18 protein-coding genes and 2 pseudogenes are annotated in these 21,967 nt (G+C 47.3%); 12 read left to right on the top strand and 8 right to left on the bottom strand.

Annotation, left to right across the window (positions count from 1 at the left end):
- Positions 1–302 precede the first annotated feature (302 nt).
- Positions 303–788 (top strand): prepilin-type N-terminal cleavage/methylation domain-containing protein, encoded by a 486-nt coding sequence (locus E7027_01200; GenBank protein MBE6420752.1) that lies wholly within the window; start codon positions 303–305, stop codon positions 786–788.
- A 56-nt stretch (positions 789–844) separates the two neighbouring features.
- Here E7027_01200 and E7027_01195 read toward each other — a convergent pair whose 3' ends face one another.
- The 5 genes from E7027_01195 to cysK are packed head-to-tail and all read right to left on the bottom strand — an operon-like array spanning position 845 to position 6,379.
- Entirely contained in the window at positions 845–2,308 is a 1,464-nt protein-coding gene (locus E7027_01195; protein MBE6420751.1) for a 4Fe-4S dicluster domain-containing protein, read from the bottom strand.
- 40 nt (positions 2,309–2,348) lie between these two features.
- A complete protein-coding gene (locus E7027_01190) occupies positions 2,349–3,095 on the bottom strand; it encodes an endonuclease/exonuclease/phosphatase family protein (protein MBE6420750.1) in 747 nt (248 codons plus the stop codon).
- A 3-nt stretch (positions 3,096–3,098) separates the two neighbouring features.
- Positions 3,099–4,529 (bottom strand): hypothetical protein, encoded by a 1,431-nt coding sequence (locus E7027_01185; GenBank protein ID MBE6420749.1) that lies wholly within the window; start codon positions 4,527–4,529, stop codon positions 3,099–3,101.
- 48 nt (positions 4,530–4,577) lie between these two features.
- Positions 4,578–5,441, bottom strand: a complete 864-nt coding sequence (locus E7027_01180) for a hypothetical protein (protein MBE6420748.1) — start codon at positions 5,439–5,441, stop codon at positions 4,578–4,580.
- Between the two features lie 26 nt (positions 5,442–5,467).
- On the bottom strand, positions 5,468–6,379 hold the full coding sequence (gene cysK, locus E7027_01175; protein ID MBE6420747.1) for a cysteine synthase A: 912 nt from the start codon (positions 6,377–6,379) through the stop codon (positions 5,468–5,470).
- Between the two features lie 202 nt (positions 6,380–6,581).
- Here cysK and E7027_01170 point away from each other — a divergent pair, with 202 nt between their 5' ends.
- From E7027_01170 to E7027_01145, 6 genes and pseudogenes are all read left to right on the top strand, one after another.
- Positions 6,582–7,946, top strand: coding sequence for an efflux RND transporter periplasmic adaptor subunit (locus tag E7027_01170; protein ID MBE6420746.1), 1,365 nt, complete (start codon positions 6,582–6,584; stop codon positions 7,944–7,946).
- Between the two features lie 9 nt (positions 7,947–7,955).
- Positions 7,956–11,114 (top strand): multidrug efflux RND transporter permease subunit, encoded by a 3,159-nt coding sequence (locus tag E7027_01165; protein MBE6420745.1) that lies wholly within the window; start codon positions 7,956–7,958, stop codon positions 11,112–11,114.
- Positions 11,111–12,553, top strand: a complete 1,443-nt coding sequence (locus E7027_01160) for an efflux transporter outer membrane subunit (protein ID MBE6420744.1) — start codon at positions 11,111–11,113, stop codon at positions 12,551–12,553. The genes E7027_01165 and E7027_01160 overlap by 4 nt, the downstream gene beginning before the upstream one ends.
- Before the next feature lie 68 nt (positions 12,554–12,621).
- Positions 12,622–14,019: an adenylosuccinate lyase gene (purB, locus tag E7027_01155; protein MBE6420743.1), complete on the top strand. Its 1,398-nt coding sequence runs from the start codon at positions 12,622–12,624 to the stop codon at positions 14,017–14,019.
- The gene (locus tag E7027_01150) at positions 14,016–15,035 is read left to right on the top strand and encodes an adenylosuccinate synthetase (protein MBE6420742.1); all 1,020 of its coding nucleotides are present in this window, start codon (positions 14,016–14,018) and stop codon (positions 15,033–15,035) included. The genes purB and E7027_01150 overlap by 4 nt, the downstream gene beginning before the upstream one ends.
- 177 nt (positions 15,036–15,212) lie before the next feature.
- Positions 15,213–15,296, top strand: a pseudogene (locus E7027_01145) (prepilin-type N-terminal cleavage/methylation domain-containing protein).
- A gap of 465 nt (positions 15,297–15,761) precedes the next feature.
- Here E7027_01145 and E7027_01140 read toward each other — a convergent pair.
- The gene (locus tag E7027_01140; GenBank protein MBE6420741.1) at positions 15,762–16,115 is read right to left on the bottom strand and encodes a hypothetical protein; all 354 of its coding nucleotides are present in this window, start codon (positions 16,113–16,115) and stop codon (positions 15,762–15,764) included.
- A 99-nt stretch (positions 16,116–16,214) separates the two neighbouring features.
- On the opposite strand from E7027_01140, the gene E7027_01135 reads away from it, so the two are divergent.
- The 4 genes and pseudogenes from E7027_01135 to E7027_01120 all read left to right on the top strand — a co-directional run bounded on the left by E7027_01135 (position 16,215) and on the right by E7027_01120 (position 18,670).
- Positions 16,215–16,493 carry an aspartyl/glutamyl-tRNA amidotransferase subunit C gene (locus E7027_01135; protein MBE6420740.1) on the top strand — a complete coding sequence of 93 codons (279 nt, stop codon included), beginning with the start codon at positions 16,215–16,217 and terminating at the stop codon, positions 16,491–16,493.
- The gene (gene gatA / locus E7027_01130) at positions 16,493–17,908 is read left to right on the top strand and encodes an Asp-tRNA(Asn)/Glu-tRNA(Gln) amidotransferase subunit GatA (protein ID MBE6420739.1); all 1,416 of its coding nucleotides are present in this window, start codon (positions 16,493–16,495) and stop codon (positions 17,906–17,908) included. Before E7027_01135 ends, gatA begins: the two co-directional genes overlap by 1 nt.
- Positions 17,905–18,357, top strand: coding sequence for an NUDIX domain-containing protein (locus tag E7027_01125; GenBank protein ID MBE6420738.1), 453 nt, complete (start codon positions 17,905–17,907; stop codon positions 18,355–18,357). The genes gatA and E7027_01125 overlap by 4 nt, the downstream gene beginning before the upstream one ends.
- A gap of 190 nt (positions 18,358–18,547) precedes the next feature.
- Positions 18,548–18,670: pseudogene (locus tag E7027_01120) on the top strand (prepilin-type N-terminal cleavage/methylation domain-containing protein).
- A gap of 389 nt (positions 18,671–19,059) precedes the next feature.
- Here E7027_01120 and E7027_01115 read toward each other — a convergent pair.
- Positions 19,060–20,268: a phosphopentomutase gene (locus E7027_01115; GenBank protein MBE6420737.1), complete on the bottom strand. Its 1,209-nt coding sequence runs from the start codon at positions 20,266–20,268 to the stop codon at positions 19,060–19,062.
- Positions 20,269–20,386: 118 nt separating this feature from the next.
- On the opposite strand from E7027_01115, the gene E7027_01110 reads away from it, so the two are divergent.
- Positions 20,387–20,914 (top strand): hypothetical protein, encoded by a 528-nt coding sequence (locus tag E7027_01110; protein ID MBE6420736.1) that lies wholly within the window; start codon positions 20,387–20,389, stop codon positions 20,912–20,914.
- Between the two features lie 58 nt (positions 20,915–20,972).
- Here the strand turns inward: E7027_01110 and E7027_01105 are convergent, their stop codons facing one another.
- On the bottom strand, positions 20,973–21,908 hold the full coding sequence (locus tag E7027_01105; protein MBE6420735.1) for a glycosyltransferase family 2 protein: 936 nt from the start codon (positions 21,906–21,908) through the stop codon (positions 20,973–20,975).
- Positions 21,909–21,967 lie beyond the last annotated feature (59 nt).

Below are 21,967 nucleotides of genomic sequence, written 5' to 3'. Positions count from 1 at the left end.
CCCCTTTCTGCTCCGGATCGGATAAAATCGTTTTCAAAAAGCCCCGGGGATTTTCGGCCCTGCCGGGGCTTTTTATCATCCTATACAGAAAATTATTTTAACATCTTAAAATAACTTTCTTCCCCCAGATTCCCGTTTCCCTTCTCTTGGCTTTTCGCCGGTTTACCCCCGAAACAGGAACCTTATATACTTACAATAAAAAAATCGTTACCCGCAGTAAAGTCCAAAAAAGGGTTAGTTTTTTAGGCAAAAAGATTCTTTTTTGATATACTTAACTAAAAGATAATAAAAAGGATTTTTGTATGCAAAAAGGTTTTACATTGATAGAACTTTTAGTGGTGGTTTTAATCATCGGTATTTTGTCTGCCGTAGCACTTCCGCAATATCAAACAGCGGTGGACAAAGCCCGCTATTCGGAACTGCAAACCATTTGCAAAGCATTGGCACAGGCAGCGGAACTGTATTATTTGGCAAATGGCGATTGGACGGGCTCTTTTGATGATTTAGATATTACGGTTCCTTCTACTAAAGTAACAGACAAGCAAATAAAGGTGGGCAAGAACACTTTTCATATATGGATGAACGAAGGAAAAACGCAAGGTACTATCCAGGGAAATTTAGTGGTAAACGGAGAAGCAAAACTGCTCTATTTACAAGATTTTATGGGGACCAAGGCGCGCCAATGCCGTGCGAAAAAAGGTGATACGCGGTATCTTAATATTTGCAAAGGCATGGGCGGGGTAGCCTTTTGGTCTAACGAAGATTGGGAATCTTTCAAATTGCCGTAAAACTTAACATAAAAAACCCCCGCTTAGTGCGGGGGTTTTTATTCGGTAAGAAAATTTTATTTTTCTTCTTTCTTTTCTTCACCAAACGCCGGTTTTACTTTGGGGCTTTCGGCCACTAAGTTTTTAATCGGGTTGATGACTTTGGCTTGGGTGGCAATGGTGCACGGGCCGCCGATACAGCCGCCTTTACAACTCATTACTTCCAACAGTTGGAAATCTCCCGCGCCTTTGGCGTAGGCATTTAACATTAACATGGCTTTTTTATCCAAACCGTTGATAGCCATTTTCTTAAACGGACGTTGGCCGACGAGGGCATTTTCTACCGCTTGGGCCACACCGCCGGTTACGCCGTAGTAGCGGGCTTCGCCGGAGATTTTGGGATCGAGCGGGGTTTCCTCACATTCGGCCGGGTTAATGCCGCGGGCTTCCAACAGGGCGCCTAATTCTTCATAGGTCATTACATAGTCCATGTTGGGGTCTTCCATGCCTTCTACGCGTTTGGATACACACGGGCCCACAAAAACGGTGGTGAAACCGTTTTTCTTTTCGATTTCCGCCGTATAGGAGCCGGGCGTGCGGGTGTGAGATACAAATTCCTTCAGGGCCGGCAAATGCTTTTTAACGGCTTGCACCCAGGCCGCGCAGCAAGAAGTAGTCATAAAACGGGCGCCGTTTTCCAAGCGTTCGATAAGTTCGCGCGCTTCGTTGTCGGTGGTGATATCGGCCCCTTCGGCCACTTCGGTTACTTTATCAAAACCGGCTTTTTTAATAGCAGTCATCAGTTGCGGCAAAGTGCAGTTGAATTGCCCGACGATAGACGGAGCAACCATCGCGCATACTTTACGGTGGCTTTTCATAGAACTCAAAATATCGATAAGTTGGCTGCGTTCCATGATGGCGCCGAACGGACACGCGCCCATGCACTGACCGCAAGAAATGCATTTTTCAAAATCAATTTGAGCAAATCCGTCCGCACCTTTATGGATAGCATCTACCGGGCAGGCTTGTTCGCAGGGAACGGGCACATAGGTAATGGCATTATACGGGCAGGCGGCTTTACATTGACCGCAGTTTTTGCATTTATCGGGGTCAATGCGGCTTTTCCCGTTAACAACGGAAATCGCCCCGAATTTACACGCGGTTTGGCAAGCACGCGCCAAACAACCTTGGCAGGCTTCGGTTACAATGTGGCGTGCTTTTACGCACCCTTTGCAGGCGATATCAAGTACGGTAAGCGGTTTTTCCGGAATATCTTTACGAAGCAGAGCCTGCTTGGCGTACTCGTTCAAAGAAGTGGCTTCGTCATCTTCTTCAATGGCGAAACCCAAAGCGGCTAAAGTGCGCGCACGAAAGACAGCGCGTTCTTTATATACACAGCAACGCACATCTAAATTGGCATTGCGCGGCACGACGTCATGCGGAATGCGATACGCGGCCGTTTCTAAAACGCCTTTGTCAAAGGCTTCGATTACTTTTTTAAGGGCTTGTCTTTTAAAGCCCAGGGCTTTATTGTCACTCATATTACTTATATTTTACCATATTGCGAGGATACGAAACAGGCTACTTGCCTATTTGAAAACGGGCCAGTAGCGGGTTATGATCGGAGGCTTTTGTCGCACACACTCCGCACGCCAATAAATTGAGTTGGCGGGTAAATAAAAAATCGACGGGTTTTCCCAAAAAACGGGAACGGTTATCGGGCAGGAAGGCTATTTCGCTCAGTCCTGCTTGTGCCGCTGTTTGCCGGAGCACTTGGCAACGCTTGGCACTCCAAGCATTGAAGTCTCCCCCCAGTAAAACGGGGCCCTCAAAATTCAGCAGAAGTTCCGCCACGGCGGCCATATTGCGGCGGAAGGTATCGAGCCTTGTAAAATTAACGGCGTGGACATTGATAACCAACAGATTTTTACCGTTTCCAAGCGGTAGAAAAGTGGCCAATAACATTTTGGGAATACGGATAAAGGGTTCCTTGCCCCCTTGCTTAAAAATAACACGGGAGGGATTTACGATACTTCCCGTACAAACACCGGTAAGATAATTCCCGCGTAATGACAAAAAGCCTGCCGCCTCATGCCAACAGAGAGGAGAGTTTTTGATTTCTTTTAGAACGGCCGGCGTTAAACGGTTTTCTTGCGCTAAAAAAATGTCGGTAACATCAGCCAAAATTCTAAATTCTTTTGCCCAGGCTTTTGCGCCTGCCTTTTGGAAATTCCAGGAACATACCGTAAATTCCCGCGGCAGTGTTTGGCGCGTGGCCTGCCCGTAAGAGGAAAGAGTTTGGTGTGCCTGGGGTTTTTTGTATAGCATAGGTTAATAGTAAGGGGTCAGCAACTTAAAAGCGTTATCCAACAGACTTTGAAAAAAGGTCTGTTTGGTCGGCTTTTCTTGAAAGGAAATTGATTTTTTTAGTTCAATAATTTTCTTTACTTCTTTGGCCAACGGCAGGCTGACGCACTCCAAATTACACTCGAAGTTTAACTTAAAACTGCGCACGTCCCAATTGGCGGAGCCTACAAATAACCACGCAGAATCTACCAACATTATTTTGCTGTGGTCAAAGGGAGGGTGTGAACGGAAAATTTTAACGCCTTTTTTCAGCAAAGAAGAAAAATTGGCCCGCATGGCCCGATCCATACCGAAGATGTTGCTTTTTTCGGGTAAAATAATTTCTACTTCTACTCCGCGCATGGCGGCTATTTCCAAGGCAGTTAAAATATTTGTTTCCGGCAAGAAATACGGGGTAACAATTTGTACCGTTTTTTGTGCACAGGAAAGGGCTCCTAAAATCAGCAGTTCTATTTTACCGTAGTCACTGTCGGGCCCGTCCGGAATAATGCGTGCGGGCGTATCTCCCGGCAAAGCGGCTTCGTGGTGAAAAGAAGCCGGTACAAAATGCTTTTTGCCCGCGAAAAGCCAGTCCTCCTCAAACACGCGGCTCATTTGATCCACCACCGGGCCTTGAACCTTAAAAGTAATGTCTATAATGGGGTCTTTGGGCTGGCTATTCACCAAATTTCCTTCCGCGATATTCATCCCGCCGAAAAAAGCCTCTTTCCCGTCTACAATTAAAATTTTCCGGTGATTTCTTAAATTGACAAAAGGCAAAGTAACGGGTTTTTTGGAGGGAAGAAAAACCCCTACTTCCACCCCTTTTATTTTTTTGAGAGCGCGTGCAATGGTGGGTTTGGAGTAATTCAGGCCTACTCCGTCTACAAGTACTTTCACCTTGGCTCCGTTTTGAACGGCTTGTTTAAGTGCGCAAAGGAACAAGTTGCCGGCGCGGTCGTTATTAAAAATATAACTTTGCAGGAGCACCTCTTTTTGGGCGTTGGAGATAAGGCGGCACATTTCGGGGTAGGCTTCGTCCCCGTTTACATAGGCTTCCAGTCGATTGCCCAAGGCAAAATGTTGCGGGTGAACTTTATAGCCCAGGCGCATGAGTTGTAAAAAGGCGGAAGGAATTTCTTTTTCGATTTCTTCGGCTGTTTTACCAGTGGCGGTTAAAATATCCGGCCCTTTATTTCGCAGAGCCAAGGCTTTTCGGCGAATACGGTTGATGCCGAAAACGACATAAAAAACACTCCCGAGCAAAGGGGCCAACCATACCAGCCCTATCCAGCCGATAGAACTTTTTACATCGTCTTTTTTAAGCAAAATATGCACGGTGACCGTTAGTTGCAAAATAGCATATAACAACCCCGCAATACTAAAAGAAGAAAGGGAAAAAGAATCGATATTCATATTTGTATTATAAATAAAAAAGAAAAAATTGATATCGTTAAAAAGGGGTTAGAACTGCGTTCGTATTTCGGGCGTTCCGGCCGGAGTTTTACCGGGAGTTAAAGGAGGCAACGGCGTTGCATTGACGGCGCGCGGCATATACATTCTGTCCTCCACCGTGCCCCCGGATACCAATGCCTTTCGTACGGGGCGGTTTTGTTTTTTTAGCCGTTCCTGTCGCTTTTTTTCTTCTTGGGCCAGTTTTTCTTTTTGTTGTTGTTCGCGCGCGAGGGAAATCTCTTTGTTTTGTTTGGAAAGTTTATTCATAAACTCAAAAAAGGCATCTTCACTCGCAAAGGTGCGCACGAGCATTTCGTCATCAAAAAGAAAATACCGCACATCGGGAACTTTAGCAAAAGGGCTGGAAAAAACAACTCGGTAAGCCGGGTAAATTTTTCCGTTTTTTTCGTCCACCAGATTGCTTAAAGTGGCGGTTTCTCCGTAGGTTTTCAGGAAAGTTTTTAAGTGAAGGCCTACTTGCAAATCGTACTTTTTTTGCATGGCTATCACTTCGGTTGCGTTAGAAGCACAGGCAATAAAATGTTGGGGGTCTTTGGCATGGAAAAGAAGTTTTCGAAAGTCGCCGTCTTCGCTTCCGTAGCGCACCAAGGCATATTTTTTGCCCGAAGGCGTGCGTAAAATATCATCATAAGAAGAAACGCTGGTAATGCGGTACAAGGCGTATTCTCTTGTTTTCCCGCGTAACAAACGGGTTAACTGCGAGCAATTTTTTTCCCACACGGAAATACCGTCGGGTAGATTATCCGGCGTGCCGTGCATTTCAATGATGATTTCTTCTTGTGCATGGCAGGGCATGGCGGCAGGAAGAATAAACCCAAAGCCTATGCAAAGAATCCGCAACAAGTGTTTCATCTTTTTATTGTAGCAAGGTTTTTTATTTAATTAAATAATCCCGTGCTCAAATAGCGTTCTGCGCCGTCCGGCAGTATGGTAACGATATTTTTGCCTTCGCTGGTTTCTTTTGCGCTTTCCCGCAAGGCAGCCCATAGGGCGGCTCCGCCTGAAATGCCCGTTAAAATTCCTTGTGTTTGTGCGAGTTTTCGGGTTGTTTCCAGCGCGTGTTCGTAGGTGACAGGGGCCACACAGTCCAGTAACCGTCTATCCAAAAGCGATGGGATAAAGTTTGCTCCGATTCCCTGTAGTTTGTGCGGGGCCGGATTCCCGCCGGAAAGGAGCGGCGAGTCGGCCGGTTCTACCGCCACTATTTTAATATCCGGGTTCTTTTTGGTTAAAAAATGCCCCACTCCCGTTAAAGTTCCGCCCGTTCCCACACCACAGATAAATACATCTATTTTCTCTTTCATGTCTTCCCAAATTTCGGGCCCGGTTGTTTTTTCGTGTGCGAGTGCATTGGCCGGATTGTTGAATTGATCCGGCATAAAGGAGTTGGGGGTCTTTTCTAAAATTTCCCGTGCCATATCCACCGCTCCCTGCATGCCTTTTTCAATGGGAGTTAACACAATTTGCGCGCCCAAAGCCTTCATAAGTTGCATGCGTTCCGGGCTCATGTTGGCGGGCATGGTCAAAACGCATTTGTATCCGCGTACGGCCGCCAAAAAAGCAAGTGCAATCCCCGTGTTTCCGCTGGTAGGTTCCACAATAGTTCCGCCGGGAGCCAGAATTTCTCTTTCCTCGGCAGCATTGAGCATAAACAAAGCGGCTCGGTCTTTAATGCTAAACGGATTGAACATTTCCAATTTGGCAAACACGCGGCCCGGGCCCGGGTTCATGCGGGTAATTTCGATAAGCGGCGTTCGGCCTATCATGCGCTCCATAGATTCTATTTTCATTTTTCCCCCTCAGCACCCATTGTGCCTTTATACTTTATTCCTTTAGATTATATCATCATACGGTTAGAACTTCTTTCTTAATTATGTCTTAACGGTAAAAATTTTGCCAGAGTCGGTTTTGTATTAGTTAAAAAAAAGACTTGGAAGCAGAGAAAAATTTTATACAATTTTTGTAACTTTATCTTAACAGGGGAGTTGTTTTATGTGTAAAAAAATTGTCGCCCTCGGTTGTGTAGCCGTCGGCCTTGCTATTTTCTTTTCTGCCGGTTGCAAGAAAAAAAACGCTGATGCAACCGCACCGGTTTCCGTTGTAAATGCCGTAACGGTGTTACAACAGGATTTGCCTTGGACGATTGAATACCCGGCCCAAGTAGCGGGTTCGCTCGATATTCAAATCCGCGCGCAAGTGGGCGGTATTTTGGAAGCCCGCTTGTATAATGAAGGGGAATATGTAGAAGCCGGTACGCAACTTTTTCAAATTGATGACAAAGAATATAAGGTTGCTTTGGAAAAAGCCCAAGGAACTTTGGCCCAAGCCATCGCCCAAGAAAAACAAACCAAACGCACCTATACGCGTATGAAAAGTTTGCGTGCGGATAATGCCATCAGCCAACAAGATTACGACAATGCTCTCTCCGCTTACGAAGCCGCCCAAGCCAATGTAAAAGTGGCCAAGGCCGGGGTAAGCAATGCGGAAATCAATTTGGGTTATACCAAAGTAACGGCTCCCATTTCGGGTATCGCCGGGAAGGAAAGCCAATCAGTCGGCAGTTTGGTTTCTGCCGCAGGCGAAACGGGGCTCCTCACCACCATGGTACAAATCAACCCCTTATATGTAAACTTCTCCATGCCCAGTCGCCAATTCGAACAATTAGCCGCAGGTTTTATGTCCGGCCAAATCACAATTGGCACGGAAGAACAACGCAAATCTTTATCGGCTGAAAATTACCGCAAAGTAGGTGCGGAAGATGCCCCTATTTATGTAGAAGCCGTATTAGCCAACGGGCGCGTGTATCCCGAAAAAGGCAAAATTGTATTTTTCGACAGCACCGAAAACACCCAAACCTCCAGCTTGGCTATCAAGGCCGAATTTCCCAATCCTAAAAACAGCCGTTTGTTGATGCCCGGTCAATTTGTACGCGTACACTTGGTGGGTGCTACTTACAAAAATGCTATTTTGATTCCTTCTTCTGCCGTTCTTAACACACAAAACGGTATGATTTCGTATGTGATTGACGAAAACGATTCCTTGGTTGCCCGCCCGATTCAAGCACACTTGCAAGATGATATGTATATCGTAACCGACGGCTTAAAAGCCGGCGAACGCGTGGTGAGCGGCGGTCTTGCCAAAGTGCGCCCCGGTCAACAGGTGCAAGTACAAATGAAGGAATTTTCCGTCTCGGCCGAAAAAGAAGAAGTACAGCCGGCGCAAGAAGATGGACGCAGTGTAGCGGAGTTGGAAAAAGTCATTGAGAACGCCGAAGCGCCCGATACGCAGGCTGTTCCCAACGAAGCCGCCCAAGAAGCCGTTCCCGCTGCTCAAGAAACTGCACCCGCAACGAAATAAGGGGGGAAAATGTTTTCTAAATTTTTTATTAACCGCCCCATTTTCGCTACGGTTATTTCTCTTTTAATTCTGCTCGCGGGGATTGTGTCTATCACCATGCTCCCCATTGAGCAATACCCGGATTTAACTCCCCCTACCGTTCAAGTTTCGGCCAGTTATCCGGGGGCCAGCCCCGAAGTAATTGCAAACACCGTTGCCGCCCCGATTGAACAGCAGGTAAACGGGGTGGAAGATATGTTGTATATGAACTCCACTTCTTCCACTAACGGGGATATGAACCTGATGGTTTCCTTCAAAGTGGGAACCGACCCCGACCAAGCAATGATTAACGTGAACAACCGCGTGCAAGGGGCCACGGCCACTTTGCCGGAAGATGTGCGTCGCTACGGGGTGGAAGTAAACAAAAAATCTTCCGCTATTTTACAGTTAATCGCTTTGTATTCCCCCAGCGGCCAATCTGACACCACCACCATCGGTAACTATGCGCTTATTAACATCGTGGACGACCTAAAACGCATTGAAGGGGTGGGGGACGCGCAGGTTATGTCCGCCAATGACTATTCTATCCGCATTTGGGTAAAGCCCGATGTCCTTTCCCAACGCGGGTTAACCATCAGCGATTTGGTCTCCGCCGTGCAAGCACAAAACGCTCAACGCGCTGCGGGTAAAATCGGTCAACCGCCGCTTCCCGTAAAAGTAGACCGCACTTATGCTATTGTGGCTCCGGGCCGTTTAACCAAACCGGAAGAATTTGAAAATATTATTCTGCGCGCCAATGCCGACGGAACTTCCCTGCGTTTGAAAGATGTGGCGCGGGTGGAACTCGGCAGCCAAACTTATGAATTTAACGGTAGTTTTAACGGGAAACCTGCTGTGCCGATTGGGGTGTTTTTGTCCCCCGGGGCCAATGCAGTGGCTACCGCCAAAGCCGTCAACGAACACATGAAGGAACTGGCAAAAAACTTCCCGCCGGATTTGGATATGAATTACGAAGTGGCTTACGATACCACCCTGTTCGTGTCCGCTTCTATTGAAGAAGTAATCCATACGTTGTTGGAAGCCATTGTACTCGTGTTCTTGGTGGTGTATCTGTTCTTGAAGGACTGGCGCGCTACTTTGATTCCCTGCTTGGCGGTGCCGGTATCCATTGTAGGTGCTTTTGCCGGTATGATGTTATTGGGTTTTTCCATTAACACGCTTACATTATTTGGGTTGGTGCTTGCGATTGGTATTGTGGTAGATGATGCCATTGTGGTAATCGAAAACGTAGAACGTATCATGCACGAGGATAACCTCCCCGTCAAAGAAGCCACCATGAAAGCCATGGACGAAGTATCCGGCCCTGTAGTGGCCATTGTGCTGGTGCTTTGTTCCGTATTTGTGCCGGTGGCATTTATGGGCGGGTTGACGGGTATTATGTATCAGCAGTTCGCTATTACGATTGCCGTATCCGTCGTTATTTCCGGTATCGTAGCTTTGACGCTCACGCCGGCCTTGTGTGCGCTTCTTCTTAAAAAGCAGGAACACCCGACCAAAGGCTTCTTCTATCAGTTTGACCGTTGGTTTGAAAAACTGACCGGTAAATATGTCGGCTTTGTCGGGTTTTTTATCCGCCGCATGCCGGTTGCGCTCATCATTATTGCTCTCTTGTTTGCGGGCACTTTGGGCTTGTTCAAAATTGTTCCCGGCAGTTTGTTGCCCGAAGAAGACCAAGGTATCATTATGGTATCGGCCCAGTTGGATCCGTCCGCCTCTCTTTCTAATAGTGAAGAAGTGGGAAAACAACTGGAAGAAATCATTAACTCTCAGCCCGAAGTGGATAAAACTTTAATCCTCACCGGGTACGATATGTTAAGCAGTACCCAAAAGAACAACACGGTTTCTGCTTTCGTGGCCTTAAAGCCTTGGAAAGAACGCAAAGCGAAAGGCATGAGTTCTACGGATGTGGTAGCCAAAATTTACGGGGCTTCTTTATCCAAGATTCCCACCGCTATTGTTATGCCGTTTAACCCTCCGCCCATTATGGGTATGAGTACCACGGGCGGTTTGGAAGGGTATATCCAAAACCGCGGTTCCGGAGACAGCCAAGCCCTCGAGGCGCAAGTGCAGGCTTTTGTGGAAGCGGCCAAAAAACGCCCGGAACTTTCCAGCGTCAGCACTACTTTTTCCGCTGCTATTCCGCAGTATAAGTTGGAAGTTGATGAAATCAAAGCCCAGTCCATGGGTGTAACGCTGGGAGAACTCTATTCCACGTTGCAAGGTACTTTCGGTACTACTTATGTAAACGATTTTACCTATTCGGGCCGCAGTTTTAAGGTAATGATGCAGGCGGAAGGCGAATTCCGCGCCCGTCCGGAACAACTGGGCGAAATTTACACCCGCTCCAGCAAAGGTTCCATGGTTCCGCTTTCTTCGCTTGTAACGCTCACGCCGACTTTGGGGCCCGATATGGTGGAACGCTTTAATGTGTTTCCCGCGGCCAAAATTATGGCTACGCCTGCTTCCGGCTACAGTTCCGGTGATGCAATCCGTGCGGTAGAAGAAACCGCCAAAGAAGTGTTGGATAGCAACTTCACGCTCTCCTGGACGGGTACTACCTATCAGGAAAAAATGTCCGGCAGTTCGTCAGCCACCGCCCTTTTGTTGGGTATGCTGGTAGTGTTCTTGATTTTGGCGGCCCAATACGAAAAATGGAGTTTGCCGATTGCTGTTCTTTTGGCTGTTCCGTTTGCTATTTTCGGGGCCTTAGCCGGTACTTGGGCGCGCGGATTATCCAATGATATTTATTTCCAAATCGCACTTGTTGCGTTGGTGGGTTTGGCTGCCAAAAACGCCATTTTGATTGTAGAATTTGCTGTTCTTCTTAAAGAACAAGGTTTGGAAACGGCCAAAGCCGCTATCCAAGCTGCCGAAATGCGCTTCCGCCCGATTGTGATGACCTCTTTGGCCTTCATCTTGGGGTGCGTGCCGCTGGCTATCAGTTCGGGTGCCGGGGCGGCCAGCCGTCACTCTATCGGTACGGCGGTAGTGTTCGGTATGTTGGCGGCTACTTGTGTGGCGCCGTTGTTTATCCCGCTTTTCTTCTGTATTTTTGACGGTAAGAAAAAGCAGGATAAAAAGGAAGGGGAAAACACCCCTGCCGAAGAAAACAAAGAGGTGAATATATGAGTTTCAAAAAATTAGGGCTTTTGGCAACACTTGCTTGTCTGCTCGCGGGGTGTATGTTCGGCCCCAACTATAAACAGCCGGAGTTAGATTTGCCTACCGGCGCGGCGGCCGATAAGTTCAGTATTTTTACAACTGCCAAGTGGTGGGAAGTTTTTGAAGATCCGGTTCTTAACCAACTGGAAGAAGACGCCCTTGCCTACAACAAAGATTTGCAAGCGGCCGTAGCACGGGTGGATCAGGCGCGTGCGGCGGTGGGGATTGCCCGCGCGGATCAGTTGCCCAGTTTGTCGGCCGCGGCAGATTCCGGCCGCGCCGGAACGGCAAGCGGTTCGGGTCAAACGCAAAGCACGGCCAATGTGTCTGTGGCGTACGAATTGGATTTGTGGGGTAAATACCGCCGTTTGAGCGAAGCGGCCCGTGCCCAATTATTGGCTAGCGAAGCTTCGCGCGATACCGTCCGTTTAACCTTAACGGCCGATGTAGCCAACAATTATTTTACGCTTCTTATGTTGGACGAACAAATTGAAATTGCCGCGCGCACTTTGGCGGCACGCCAAGAAAATGTCCGCATTTATGAAAGCCGCTACAAAAACGGTTACAGTACAGAAGTGGATCTGCGCCGCGTGCAGGCTAATATGTCCAGCGTGCAAGCACAGGAACAGCAACTCCGCTTAAAACGTACCCAAGCCGAAACGGCTCTGTCCGTGTTGTTGGGGAAATCTCCGCGCGAAATGATTGAAAATAAATTGCCACGCGGTAAAAAATTGGCGGAAGTTACTTTGATTCCCGATATCCCGGCGGACTTGCCTTCGGACTTGTTGGCCCGTCGCCCCGATGTGCGTGCGGCGGAAGGGCAGTTGATTGCGGCCAATGCCAACATCGGTGCGGCCCGTGCTTCTTACTTCCCGTCTATTCCGTTGACGGCATCCGTGGGTTATGCCAGCACCGCGTTGGATAGTTTATTTAGCGGTGCCGCCGGTGCGTGGAGTTTGGGAGGACAGGTTCTTGCGCCTATTTTTGAAGGTGGAAAAATCCGCGCCCAAAACCAGCAGGCCGAAGCCAAATATGCCGAAATGTTAGCCACTTACGAAAAAACCGTTCAAGGGGCTTTCAAGGAAGCGTATGATGCGTTGGCGGCTAACCGCTTAAACCGCGAAATTTTTGATTCTTACCAATCACAAACGGTTGCCATGCAACGCAGTTACGATTTAACCAAAAAGCAAGAAGATGCCGGCCTTATCGGAGTAACAGATTTACTCAGCGTAGAAGAAAACCTGTTATCGGCCGAAATGAATTTGGCCTCTGCCCGCAACGACGAACTGGCCGCTGTAGTCAACTTGGCAAAAGCCTTGGGCGGCGGTTGGAATACGGAAGGCGGATTCGGGCCTTACGAAGATTTGGTAAAAAAACAACAAGCCGACTTGAAACAAAACAAATAAACAAGGGAATTACCCGGGGACAAAATCCCCGGGTTTTCTCTCTCATAAGGCTTTATATTTTGTAAAATATGAGTATGAACAAATCGGCACTATGCCCGTTGGACGGCCGTTACGGCGAAAAATTGGGCACGCTCAGAAATGTCATGAGCGAGGCCGCCTTTGCTGTATCCAGATTGCGCGGCGAGTGTGCTTGGTTTTCCCTTCTTTCCACCCTGGGGTTGCCCCGTTTCAAATCTCTCACCAAAGCCGAAGAAAAATTGCTGAACGATGTTTGCGTGTTAAACGAAAAAGACTTGGAAATGTTACATGCGTTGGAGTTTGAAGGCTATGCTTCTATTCCTCCCACCAAACATGATGTGAAATCTTTGGAATACTTTTTGAAACTGAAATTAAAAAAGACTTCTCTGTCCGATCGTTTGGAATGGTTCCACTTTGCTTTAACCAGCGAAGATATCAACAGCGCGGCCTATGCCATGTTGTTGGCGGACGGAGTGGAAAAAGTACTGCTTAGCGAATTGGATAAAGTCTGCAAAGAACTTACTAAGTTGGCCCGCCAAGAAGCCTCTTCCGTTTTGCTTGCACGCACCCACGGCCAACCGGCCGTTCCTACTACTTTCGGGCGGGAAATGCGGGTCTTTGCGGAGCGTTTGTCCCGCCAAATAAAAGAATTAAAAACAAAGCAGGTTTCCTGTAAATTTGGCGGTGCGGTGGGAGCTTATAACGCACATTGTTTTGCTTTTCCCAAGCATAACTGGCCCAAAATAGCCGAAAAATTTGTTGCCCGATTGAATAAAGGCCGCCGTATAAAAATTTTCTTAACGCCGCTTTCTACACAGGTGGATAACCGCGACGCTTACGCCGAAATTTTTGATAATATCCGCCGCATCAACATTATTTTGCTCGATTTTTGCCAAGATATGTGGTTCTATATTTCCCAAGGGCTTGTTCGTCAAAAAACCGTCCGCGGGGAAGTCGGCTCTTCCACCATGCCGCAAAAAGTAAACCCCATTGATTTCGAAAATGCCGAAGGAAATTTACAGTTGGCAAACAGTTTGTTGGAACTCTTTTCGCGCAAATTACCCGTCTCCCGTTTGCAGAGGGACTTGTCGGACTCTACGGTTTTACGCAATATGAGTGTCTCCTTCGGCTACGCGCTGACGGCATATCTTTCAGTGCTTAAAGGGCTTTCTAAAATTTCTTTTAATCGCACATTCGCCCGGGAGGAATTAAATAATCACCCCGAAGTGTTGGCCGAGGCGGTGCAGACCTTGTTGCGGGCGGTCGGCTATCCCAATCCGTACGAAACCCTGCGCGATTTTACCCGCGGGCAAAAAATAACCCTTTCTTTGTTACAAGCCTTTATAGAAGAACTAAAGACGGACGAATTAACCAAAAAACGTTTGCGTGCGCTCTTGCCGGAAAATTACATCGGCTTATCCGCAAAGCAAGCGAGGGGGGATAGATGATAGATATTGTTTGTGGCGGTCAAGCCGGAGATGAAGGAAAAGGTAAAATTTCCGCGTACCTCTCTTACAAAGGAGATTACGATTATTGTGTGCGCGTAGGTGGCCCCAATGCCGGGCATACCGTGGTAAAAGACGGCAAATCTTACACCTTAAAAAATATTCCGTCGGGTTTCTTAAATCCGAAAACAAAACTTGTTTTGGGTGCGGGTGCTTACACCAAAACGGAGTGGTTGCTGGACGAAGTAAAGTTTACCGGCACGGCAGACCGCTTGATTATTGATCCGTATGCTGTACTTATTTCGGAAGAACAAACGGCCGCCGAGCGCAATGCCGCCCACTTTATGAAACATATCGGCAGTGTGGGCACGGGGCTAGGTCAGGCCGTGCGGGAACGCATCGAACGCCGTGATATTAAATATGCCAAAGACGAACCTTTGCTGAAAGATTATATCCAAGATGTACCCGAACTCTTAAATAAATCGTTGGATAACGGCGGGCAAATTTTGTTGGAAGGCACACAAGGGATTAAACTTTCGCTCTTGCACGGAGAATATCCGTTTGTTACTTCGCGCGACACTACCGCCAGCACTTTTTTGGGCGAGGCAGGCCTTGGCCCCAAAAGCGTGCGCGATGTGTATGTAGTGTTCAAGCCCTACATTACCCGCGTGGGCCCCGGGCCGCTCGAAAAAGAAATTACGGACGAGAAAGAACTGGAAATTTACCACACCAAAGGGCACGAAATCGGCAGTGTTTCCAAGCGTTTGCGCCGTATCGGCGAGTTTGAAATGCGTTCCGCCTCTCGCGCCATTATGATTAACAACTGTACCAAAATTGCCATTACGCACATGGATATGTTCCCCGGGAACGACCATGTGAAAAACGAGGCGGACTTTACGCCCGAAGCCCAGGCCTTTTTGGCGCGTCTGCGTGCGTTAAGCAAAGAAGTTTACCCGCATCCGCAAATCGCCCTTATTTCCACCGGGCCGGATATGGAAGATACTTTGGTGTTGAAGTAGGATTATTTTATTGATTGTTTTTTGAGCGGATAAAGAAAATCTTTATCCGCTTTTTTAACCAGAAAATCAGAAAGAGCTTGACCCGTTTTTTTTTTTTCTTACAATATGCCTAATCGGCAGGCAGGAGGAATTGTAGTGTTGTTTGCTTGCCGAAAACTTATTTATAAGAGGTTTTGTATGAAAAAGGGTTTTACTTTGATAGAACTTTTAGTTGTAGTGTTAATCATTGGTATCTTGTCTGCGGTGGCTCTTCCGCAATATACGAAGGCTGTGGAAAAAAGTCGGGTAAGCGAAGCAAAGGTAAACTTAAAATCTATGATGGATGCCATAATTTTGCGTGGGCTAGCAGGTGGCCCGGATTCTTTACAAATAGATGATTTGGATATTAGTATCTCCGGGACCTTAGAAGATCGTTACATTACCACAAAAAACTTTCGCTACTATATTGATGAATTTGCTTGTGGAAATTCCGGGGGATGTTCACCCGGTACTTCGGCTGTTTTAGTGGCGGAGAGATTGCCAGACGGTAAATATAGTGTTAAATTAGAAGGCCCCAACTATCAAACTAATGTGCCGACACAAGGATTGTTCCTTTGTGAAGCGGGAGATGATACTGCTGAAGTCTGTTCACAAGTTGGGGCGATTAAAAAAGACGGATATTGGATTTTTCAATAACAAAAACTCCCCGGGCTAAAACCCGGGGAGTTTCTTTTTGTACTTAAGTTTTTAGGCGCTTGCCAATATGGCAGTTAGAAATGCCATAATCGTACTGCCGAAAACAAGTACGGCAATAACCGGCAGAAGCGCTACCCCCACGGTTACCCAGCCAAATAGGCCTACCCACCAAGCCGTACGGCGTGCTTCTTCGGTGCGGTTATCGTGTGCCAAGTCTTGCGCGCGCAAGGATAAAATAAGCGCCGCCAGGGCCAGCGGAATCGTCCAAAACCCGCTAAAGCACGATAATATCACCGCCACTACCGCTAAAGTAAAGTGGCTGTTTACGCAGTTTTCTCCGTTGGTACCGCAACGGCAATCATCTTTGGTGCGCTCCGTAACGGAGCACGCATTTTTCTCTGTCATACTACCCCCTTGTCCCCCGGCATTTTAGGGCTTATATTTAAGCCTAGCCAAAGGGCTCCATTATTATATAAAATATACTTTCAAAGGGAGCCTATTTCTATGGAAATAACTAAAAAAGATGTGGCCCAAACGGCCAAACTTGCCAATATGCAAGTAAACGAACAAGAAACCTCCGTCTATGAAGCCCAACTGGAAGGACTTTTCAAATGGGTGGCGGAACTCGCCGAAGTGAATACGGACGGGGTAGAACTGACCAATGTAAATTTTGCCCATATCCGCCGGGATATTCCGGTTACAAACGAAACTTTGTCTGCCGAACTCCGCCAGGCTTTTGGCGCGCAGGAAGCAGATAGTGCCAAAGTGAAGAAGGTGCTTTAATGATGACTGTAGAACAAATTGTAAAAGCCGTTTTGTCCGGTGAGAAAACTGCGCTGGCTATCACGCAAGAGGCCTTGGCCGTTATCGCCGAAAAGAATCCTTCCGTCAATGCTTTTGTGGAAGTTTTTGAGCAAGATGCTTTGGCCCAAGCCAAAGAAATCGATGCCAAAAAAGCCCGCGGCGAAAAGTTAGGCGCGTTAGCGGGTGTTCCCGTTGCCATTAAAGACAATATCCTCTACAAAGGGCACAAAGCAACCTGTTGTTCCAAAATGTTGGAAAACTATGTGGCTTCCTACACTTCTACGGTGGTGGAAAAACTCTTGGCGGCCGATGCCGTTATTATCGGGCGCACCAATATGGACGAATTTGCCATGGGCAGCACCAACCAAACCTCTGCTTACGGGCCCGTTAAAAATCCGGTAGATTTGACCCGTGTTCCGGGCGGTTCTTCGGGCGGAAGCGCGGCGGCGGTTGCCGCCGGTATGGTTCCGGTAGCCTTGGGGACGGATACGGGCGGCTCGGTTCGTCAACCGGCCGGTTTCTGCGGTGTAGTGGGCATTAAGCCCGGTTACGGGCGCATCTCCCGCTACGGGGTAATGGCCTTTGCCTCCAGCGCCGACCAAGTGGGCGTGTTGGCGGCAACCGTGAAAGATGTGGCAGATGTGTTGGAAGTCCTTTCCGGCAAAGATGTGCACGATTCTACTTCTTTAGAAGCGGAAGTGCCCGCCTACAGCCAACTTTTTACGCAAGATATGAAAGGTGTAAAAGTGGGCCTTCCCAAAGGATTTTTGGACGGCCTTACCCCTTGCATCAAAGAAAAAATGGAACAAGCCGCCAAACGCTTGGAAGAATTAGGCGCACAGTTGGTGGAAGTGGATATTCCCCATGCTAAATATGCGGCCCCCTGCTATTACATTATTACCAGCGCGGAGGCCAGTTCCAACTTGGGCCGTTACGACGGTATCCGTTACGGATATGCCGATAAAGACGCGGCCGACTTAACCTCTTATTATCAAAATTCCCGCGCGCCTTTCGGCTTGGAAGTTAAAAAACGCTTGCTTATCGGCACCTTTGCACTTACCTCGGGCCGTTACGAAGAGTGTTTCTTAAAAGCCATGAAAGTGCGCGAACTGATTCGCGAAGACTTCAAAAAAGCGTTTGAAAAAGTTGATGTTCTTTTAACGCCCACTTCTCCCACCACGGCCTTTAAGTTGGGCGAACACGACGAAGACCCCTTAGCCCTTTACCTGGCGGACTTATACACTTGCCAAGGCAATATCGGCGGTTTGGCGGGTATCAGCGTGCCGTTTGGGAAAGATGTGGACGGCCTGCCGATTGGGGTGCAATTCTATGGCCCTATTTTGCAGGAAGAAAAAATCTTAAATGCGGCGTATCAATTAGAAAAAAGCATATGATAGTTTCGGAATTTTCGTGCGGCGGCGTGATTTTGGACGGGAGAAAGGTGCTTCTCGTTCAAGTCAAAAATATGAAAGGTAAAAAAATTTGGACATTTCCCAAAGGGCATATTGAAGCCGGGGAAACGCCCCGCCAAGCTGCTTTGCGCGAAGTGCTGGAAGAAACAGGCTATAAAGCCGTTATCGTGCGCCCGATGATTCGGGTGAAATACGCATTTACCTTCCAAGGAAACTATGTGAAAAAAATGGTTCAGTGGTATTTGATGAAGAAACTGGGCCGCATCGGTAAACACGACGCTTCGGAAATTTTATCTATTCGCTGGGTGTCTTTGTTAAAGGCGCGCGAATTGGTGCAGTACCCCAGTGATATCCGCCTGGTGGATATGCTACTGGCCACCATGAACATAGAGCCGACGGAATCTCCTGAAACGGAAACCACCGAAGAATAAAAAAATTAGAACTAATAAAAAACGGACGAGCATATCTTGTCCGTTTTTTGTTTTTAGGGGCCGTAAAAGAAGGTGTTTCTCGCCCAAGGCTTGACCCGTGTTTTTTTTTTCTTACAATGTACCTAATCGGCAGGCAGGAAGAAATAAAATCTTGTTTGCTTGCCGAAAACCAGTTTATAAGAGGTTTTGTATGAAAAAGGGTTTTACTTTGATAGAACTTTTGGTCGTGGTGTTAATCATTGGTATATTGTCTGCCGTGGCACTTCCGCAATATACCAAAGCAGTGGAAAAGGCACGAGTTAGTGAAGTGTTAAGCAATGTAAGTACCATGAAAAAACAGATGGAGTTGTATATTATGGCGAATGGATATCCTTCTTCCAACATTTATTATAATGATTTCGCAGATGTAGAATTAAAAGGTACTCCTGGAGAATATGAGGGGTCTTGGGTAACAAAGAATTTTGAATATCAAGGTGCTGGTTGCTCAAATAGATCCTGTTATATTGAAATACATAGAGAGCCAGGAGATGATTATGCTTTCTATATATTCAAAGAAAAAAATGATGATAAATGGACAAATTTGTGCTATGACTGTAATACAGAAATTGGTAAAAAAATTTGTAAAGATTTAGAGAGAGAAGGATTTGAATACATAGCCGGTGAGTTGTAATAAAAACCCCCGCCAGAAGCGGGGGTTTTTCTTTACTTATCCAAAAAACTCGTGCCGCATTTGAGCGGTGGTAATTTGAAATAATCGGCAATGGTTTGGCCTAAATCGGCATAGGTTTTGCGTCCGCCGATGAACTCCGGCCGAACCCCGGGGCCGAACATTAACACCGGCACATTTTCGCGTGTGTGGTCGGTGCCTTTATAGGCAGGGTCGCAACCGTGGTCTGCGGTGATAAAGGCCAAATCGCCTTCCTTCATCTGCGCAATTAAATCGGGCAAGCGAGTGTCAAAATATTCCAAGCCTTTGGCGTAGCCTTCAATGTCGCGGCGGTGGCCCCAAGTCATGTCGAAATCAACAAAGTTGGTAAACACAATGCTAAAATCGGGCGCGTTTTTGGCTTCTTGCAAGGTGGCGTCCCACAGTTCTTCCAGGCCGGAGGCTTTTACCGCTTTAGTAATGCCTTGTTTGGCAAAAATGTCCGAAATTTTACCGACGGAAATTACTTCTCCGCCTGCTTCTTTCACTTCATCAAGCACCGTTTGAGTGGGCGGTTTTACGGAATAGTCGTGGCGGTTTTTGGTGCGCTTAAAGTCTTGGGCGGTTTCTCCCTCAAACGGACGGGCAATCACGCGGGCAATATTGTAAGGTGCCACATGCTTAAAGGCAATTTCACAAAGTTTATAGAGTTTTTCAAGTCCAAAATGTTTTTCGTGCGCCGCAATTTGGAACACGCTGTCGGCCGAAGTGTAGCAAATGGGTTTGCCCGTTTTAATGTGTTCTTCGCCGAGTTCTTCAATAATTTGAGTTCCGCTGGCGGCTTTGTTTCCCAAAATACCGGGGATGCCGGCTTCGTCACAGATTTTTTGGATAAGTTCTTGCGGAAAGGAAGGATAATCGGGCTTGAAATAACCCCACTCAAATTCTACGGGGCTGCCGGCCATTTCCCAATGGCCCGACGAAGTATCTTTCCCGCGACTTACTTCTTTCATATACCCGTATTTGGAAGGAATCATAATGGACGGTATTTCCTGTTCTCCCACCAGGGGTGCTGTGCCACAGGAGGCTTCCGCCGCGCGCAATAAGCCCAGATAAGATAAATTAGGGATATTTAATTGCCCGCGGGCTTGGGCGATGTGTCCTAACGTGTTGGCTCCTTCGTCTCCAAAGCGTTGGGCGTCTTCCGCCCCGCCGATACCGAAGGAATCCATCATCAAAATTACTACGCGTCCTTTTTTCGTCATATACCCCTCCAAAAACCTTTCTTTTATTATACCCCAAATAAACTTTTCCGTCTAACCCCTTTTACGGGTTAGAAAAGATTAGATAAAATATTAATATAACCTTTATAGGGGGTGCTTTATGAAACAGGCATATAAGAATATGCGAGATTTTTGGTTAGATGTAAAAAATTTGGAAAACCGCAAAGGAATTATTGAAATCGGCCCGGATAAAATTTGCGTAGCCGGGATAGAAATGGTATTTTTGGACGGCCCCGATAAAAAGCATTTGTTTTTGGCTACAAACTCGCTGGGGGATAGCAGTTTGTATTTCGAAAACAACAGCAAAAGCGGGTTGGGCGGTGTAATCGGCGGCCACGGACACGAAGCCTTGCAAACGGCGGCCGCGCATATGTTGGCGCACGCCAGCAAACTGACAGGAAATATGACGGCCGAGCCTGTAGGTACGGAACTCCCCGCGCCCACAGGGCCCGAATATGTGCGGTTGTTTGCGGTGTCAAAAGAAAAACTCTTTCATACGGAAATCAAAGAGGCTGACGCACGCAACCCGGAAAATGCCTTTTATCCGTTCTTTGCTTATTCTCAACAAACGATTGGGTTTTTCCGCGCGCAGGAATCTCAAGCCACTACCGGCGAAGCCCGTGCTTAAACAAAAGTTTCAATCAAAAAGCCGCCCCGATCAGGGCGGCTTTTTTTGATGAAAAAACTTAATCGCAATTTATTTTTTCTTTTATGATGTAAGCCGGGCGGGCTTTTGTTTCCACGAAAATTCGGCTTAAATACTCGCCGATTACACCCAGCGAAATCAACTGTACTCCGCTGAAAAATAAAATGGTTACCATTAACGAGGAGTACCCGCTGACGGGGTTGCCCCATAGTATTTTTTTAGCGGCTACCACAAGGGCGTACGCAAAGGCAAAAAGAGAAACGAGAAAGCCAAAGTACGTCCATAATTTAAGCGGCAAAGAACCCGAAGCCGTAATACCGCTTAAGGCAAAATTCCAAAGTTTCCAGTAATTCCATTTGGTTTTACCGGCGGCGCGTTCCGGGCGGGAATAAGGCACGGAGGTGGTGTTAAATCCCACCCAACTGAAAAGTCCTTTCAAAAAGCGTTCCCGTTCCGGCAGTTGCAGTACCGCTTGCACAACCCGTCGGGAAATCAAGCGGCAGTCTCCCGCGTTTTCGGGGATAGGGCGTTCGGCTAAAAAATTGTAAACCTTGTAGAAAGATTTGGCGGTTACGCGCTTGAAGAAGGAGTCTCGGGAGCGATCCTGCCGCGCGGCATAGACGGTGTCGTACCCTTCGTTAAATTTTTCCACAAACGCCGCAATTAGTTCCGGCGGGTCTTGCAAGTCGGCGTCCAATACAATTACCGCATCTTGCGTGGCGGCTTGCTCAAGGCCGGCCGTTAAAGCGGCTTCCTTGCCGAAATTGCGCGAAAGCGTAATCACTTTTACAAAAGAATTTTTTTCTGCCAATTCTTGTAGCAGACGGGGGGTGTTGTCTTGGCTTCCGTCGTCTATAAACACATATTCAAAACAACTCCCTTGCAGAGTGGCTAGCACTTGTTGTGTTTTTTGCCAAAAAATGGGGAGCGTTTCTTGCTCGTTATAAAGCGGAACTAAAAGGGAAATCTTCTTCATAAAGTTATTATAGTATAATTTATTTGAGTAGGTGTTTTTTAACGATTTTTTGTGAGGGA

The organism is Elusimicrobium sp. (assembly GCA_015062115.1).
In the GTDB taxonomy this organism is placed as follows: Bacteria; Elusimicrobiota; Elusimicrobia; order Elusimicrobiales; family Elusimicrobiaceae; genus Avelusimicrobium.
Note: the sequence above shows the minus strand (reverse complement) of the source record. Positions and strands in the feature narration are given on the sequence as shown.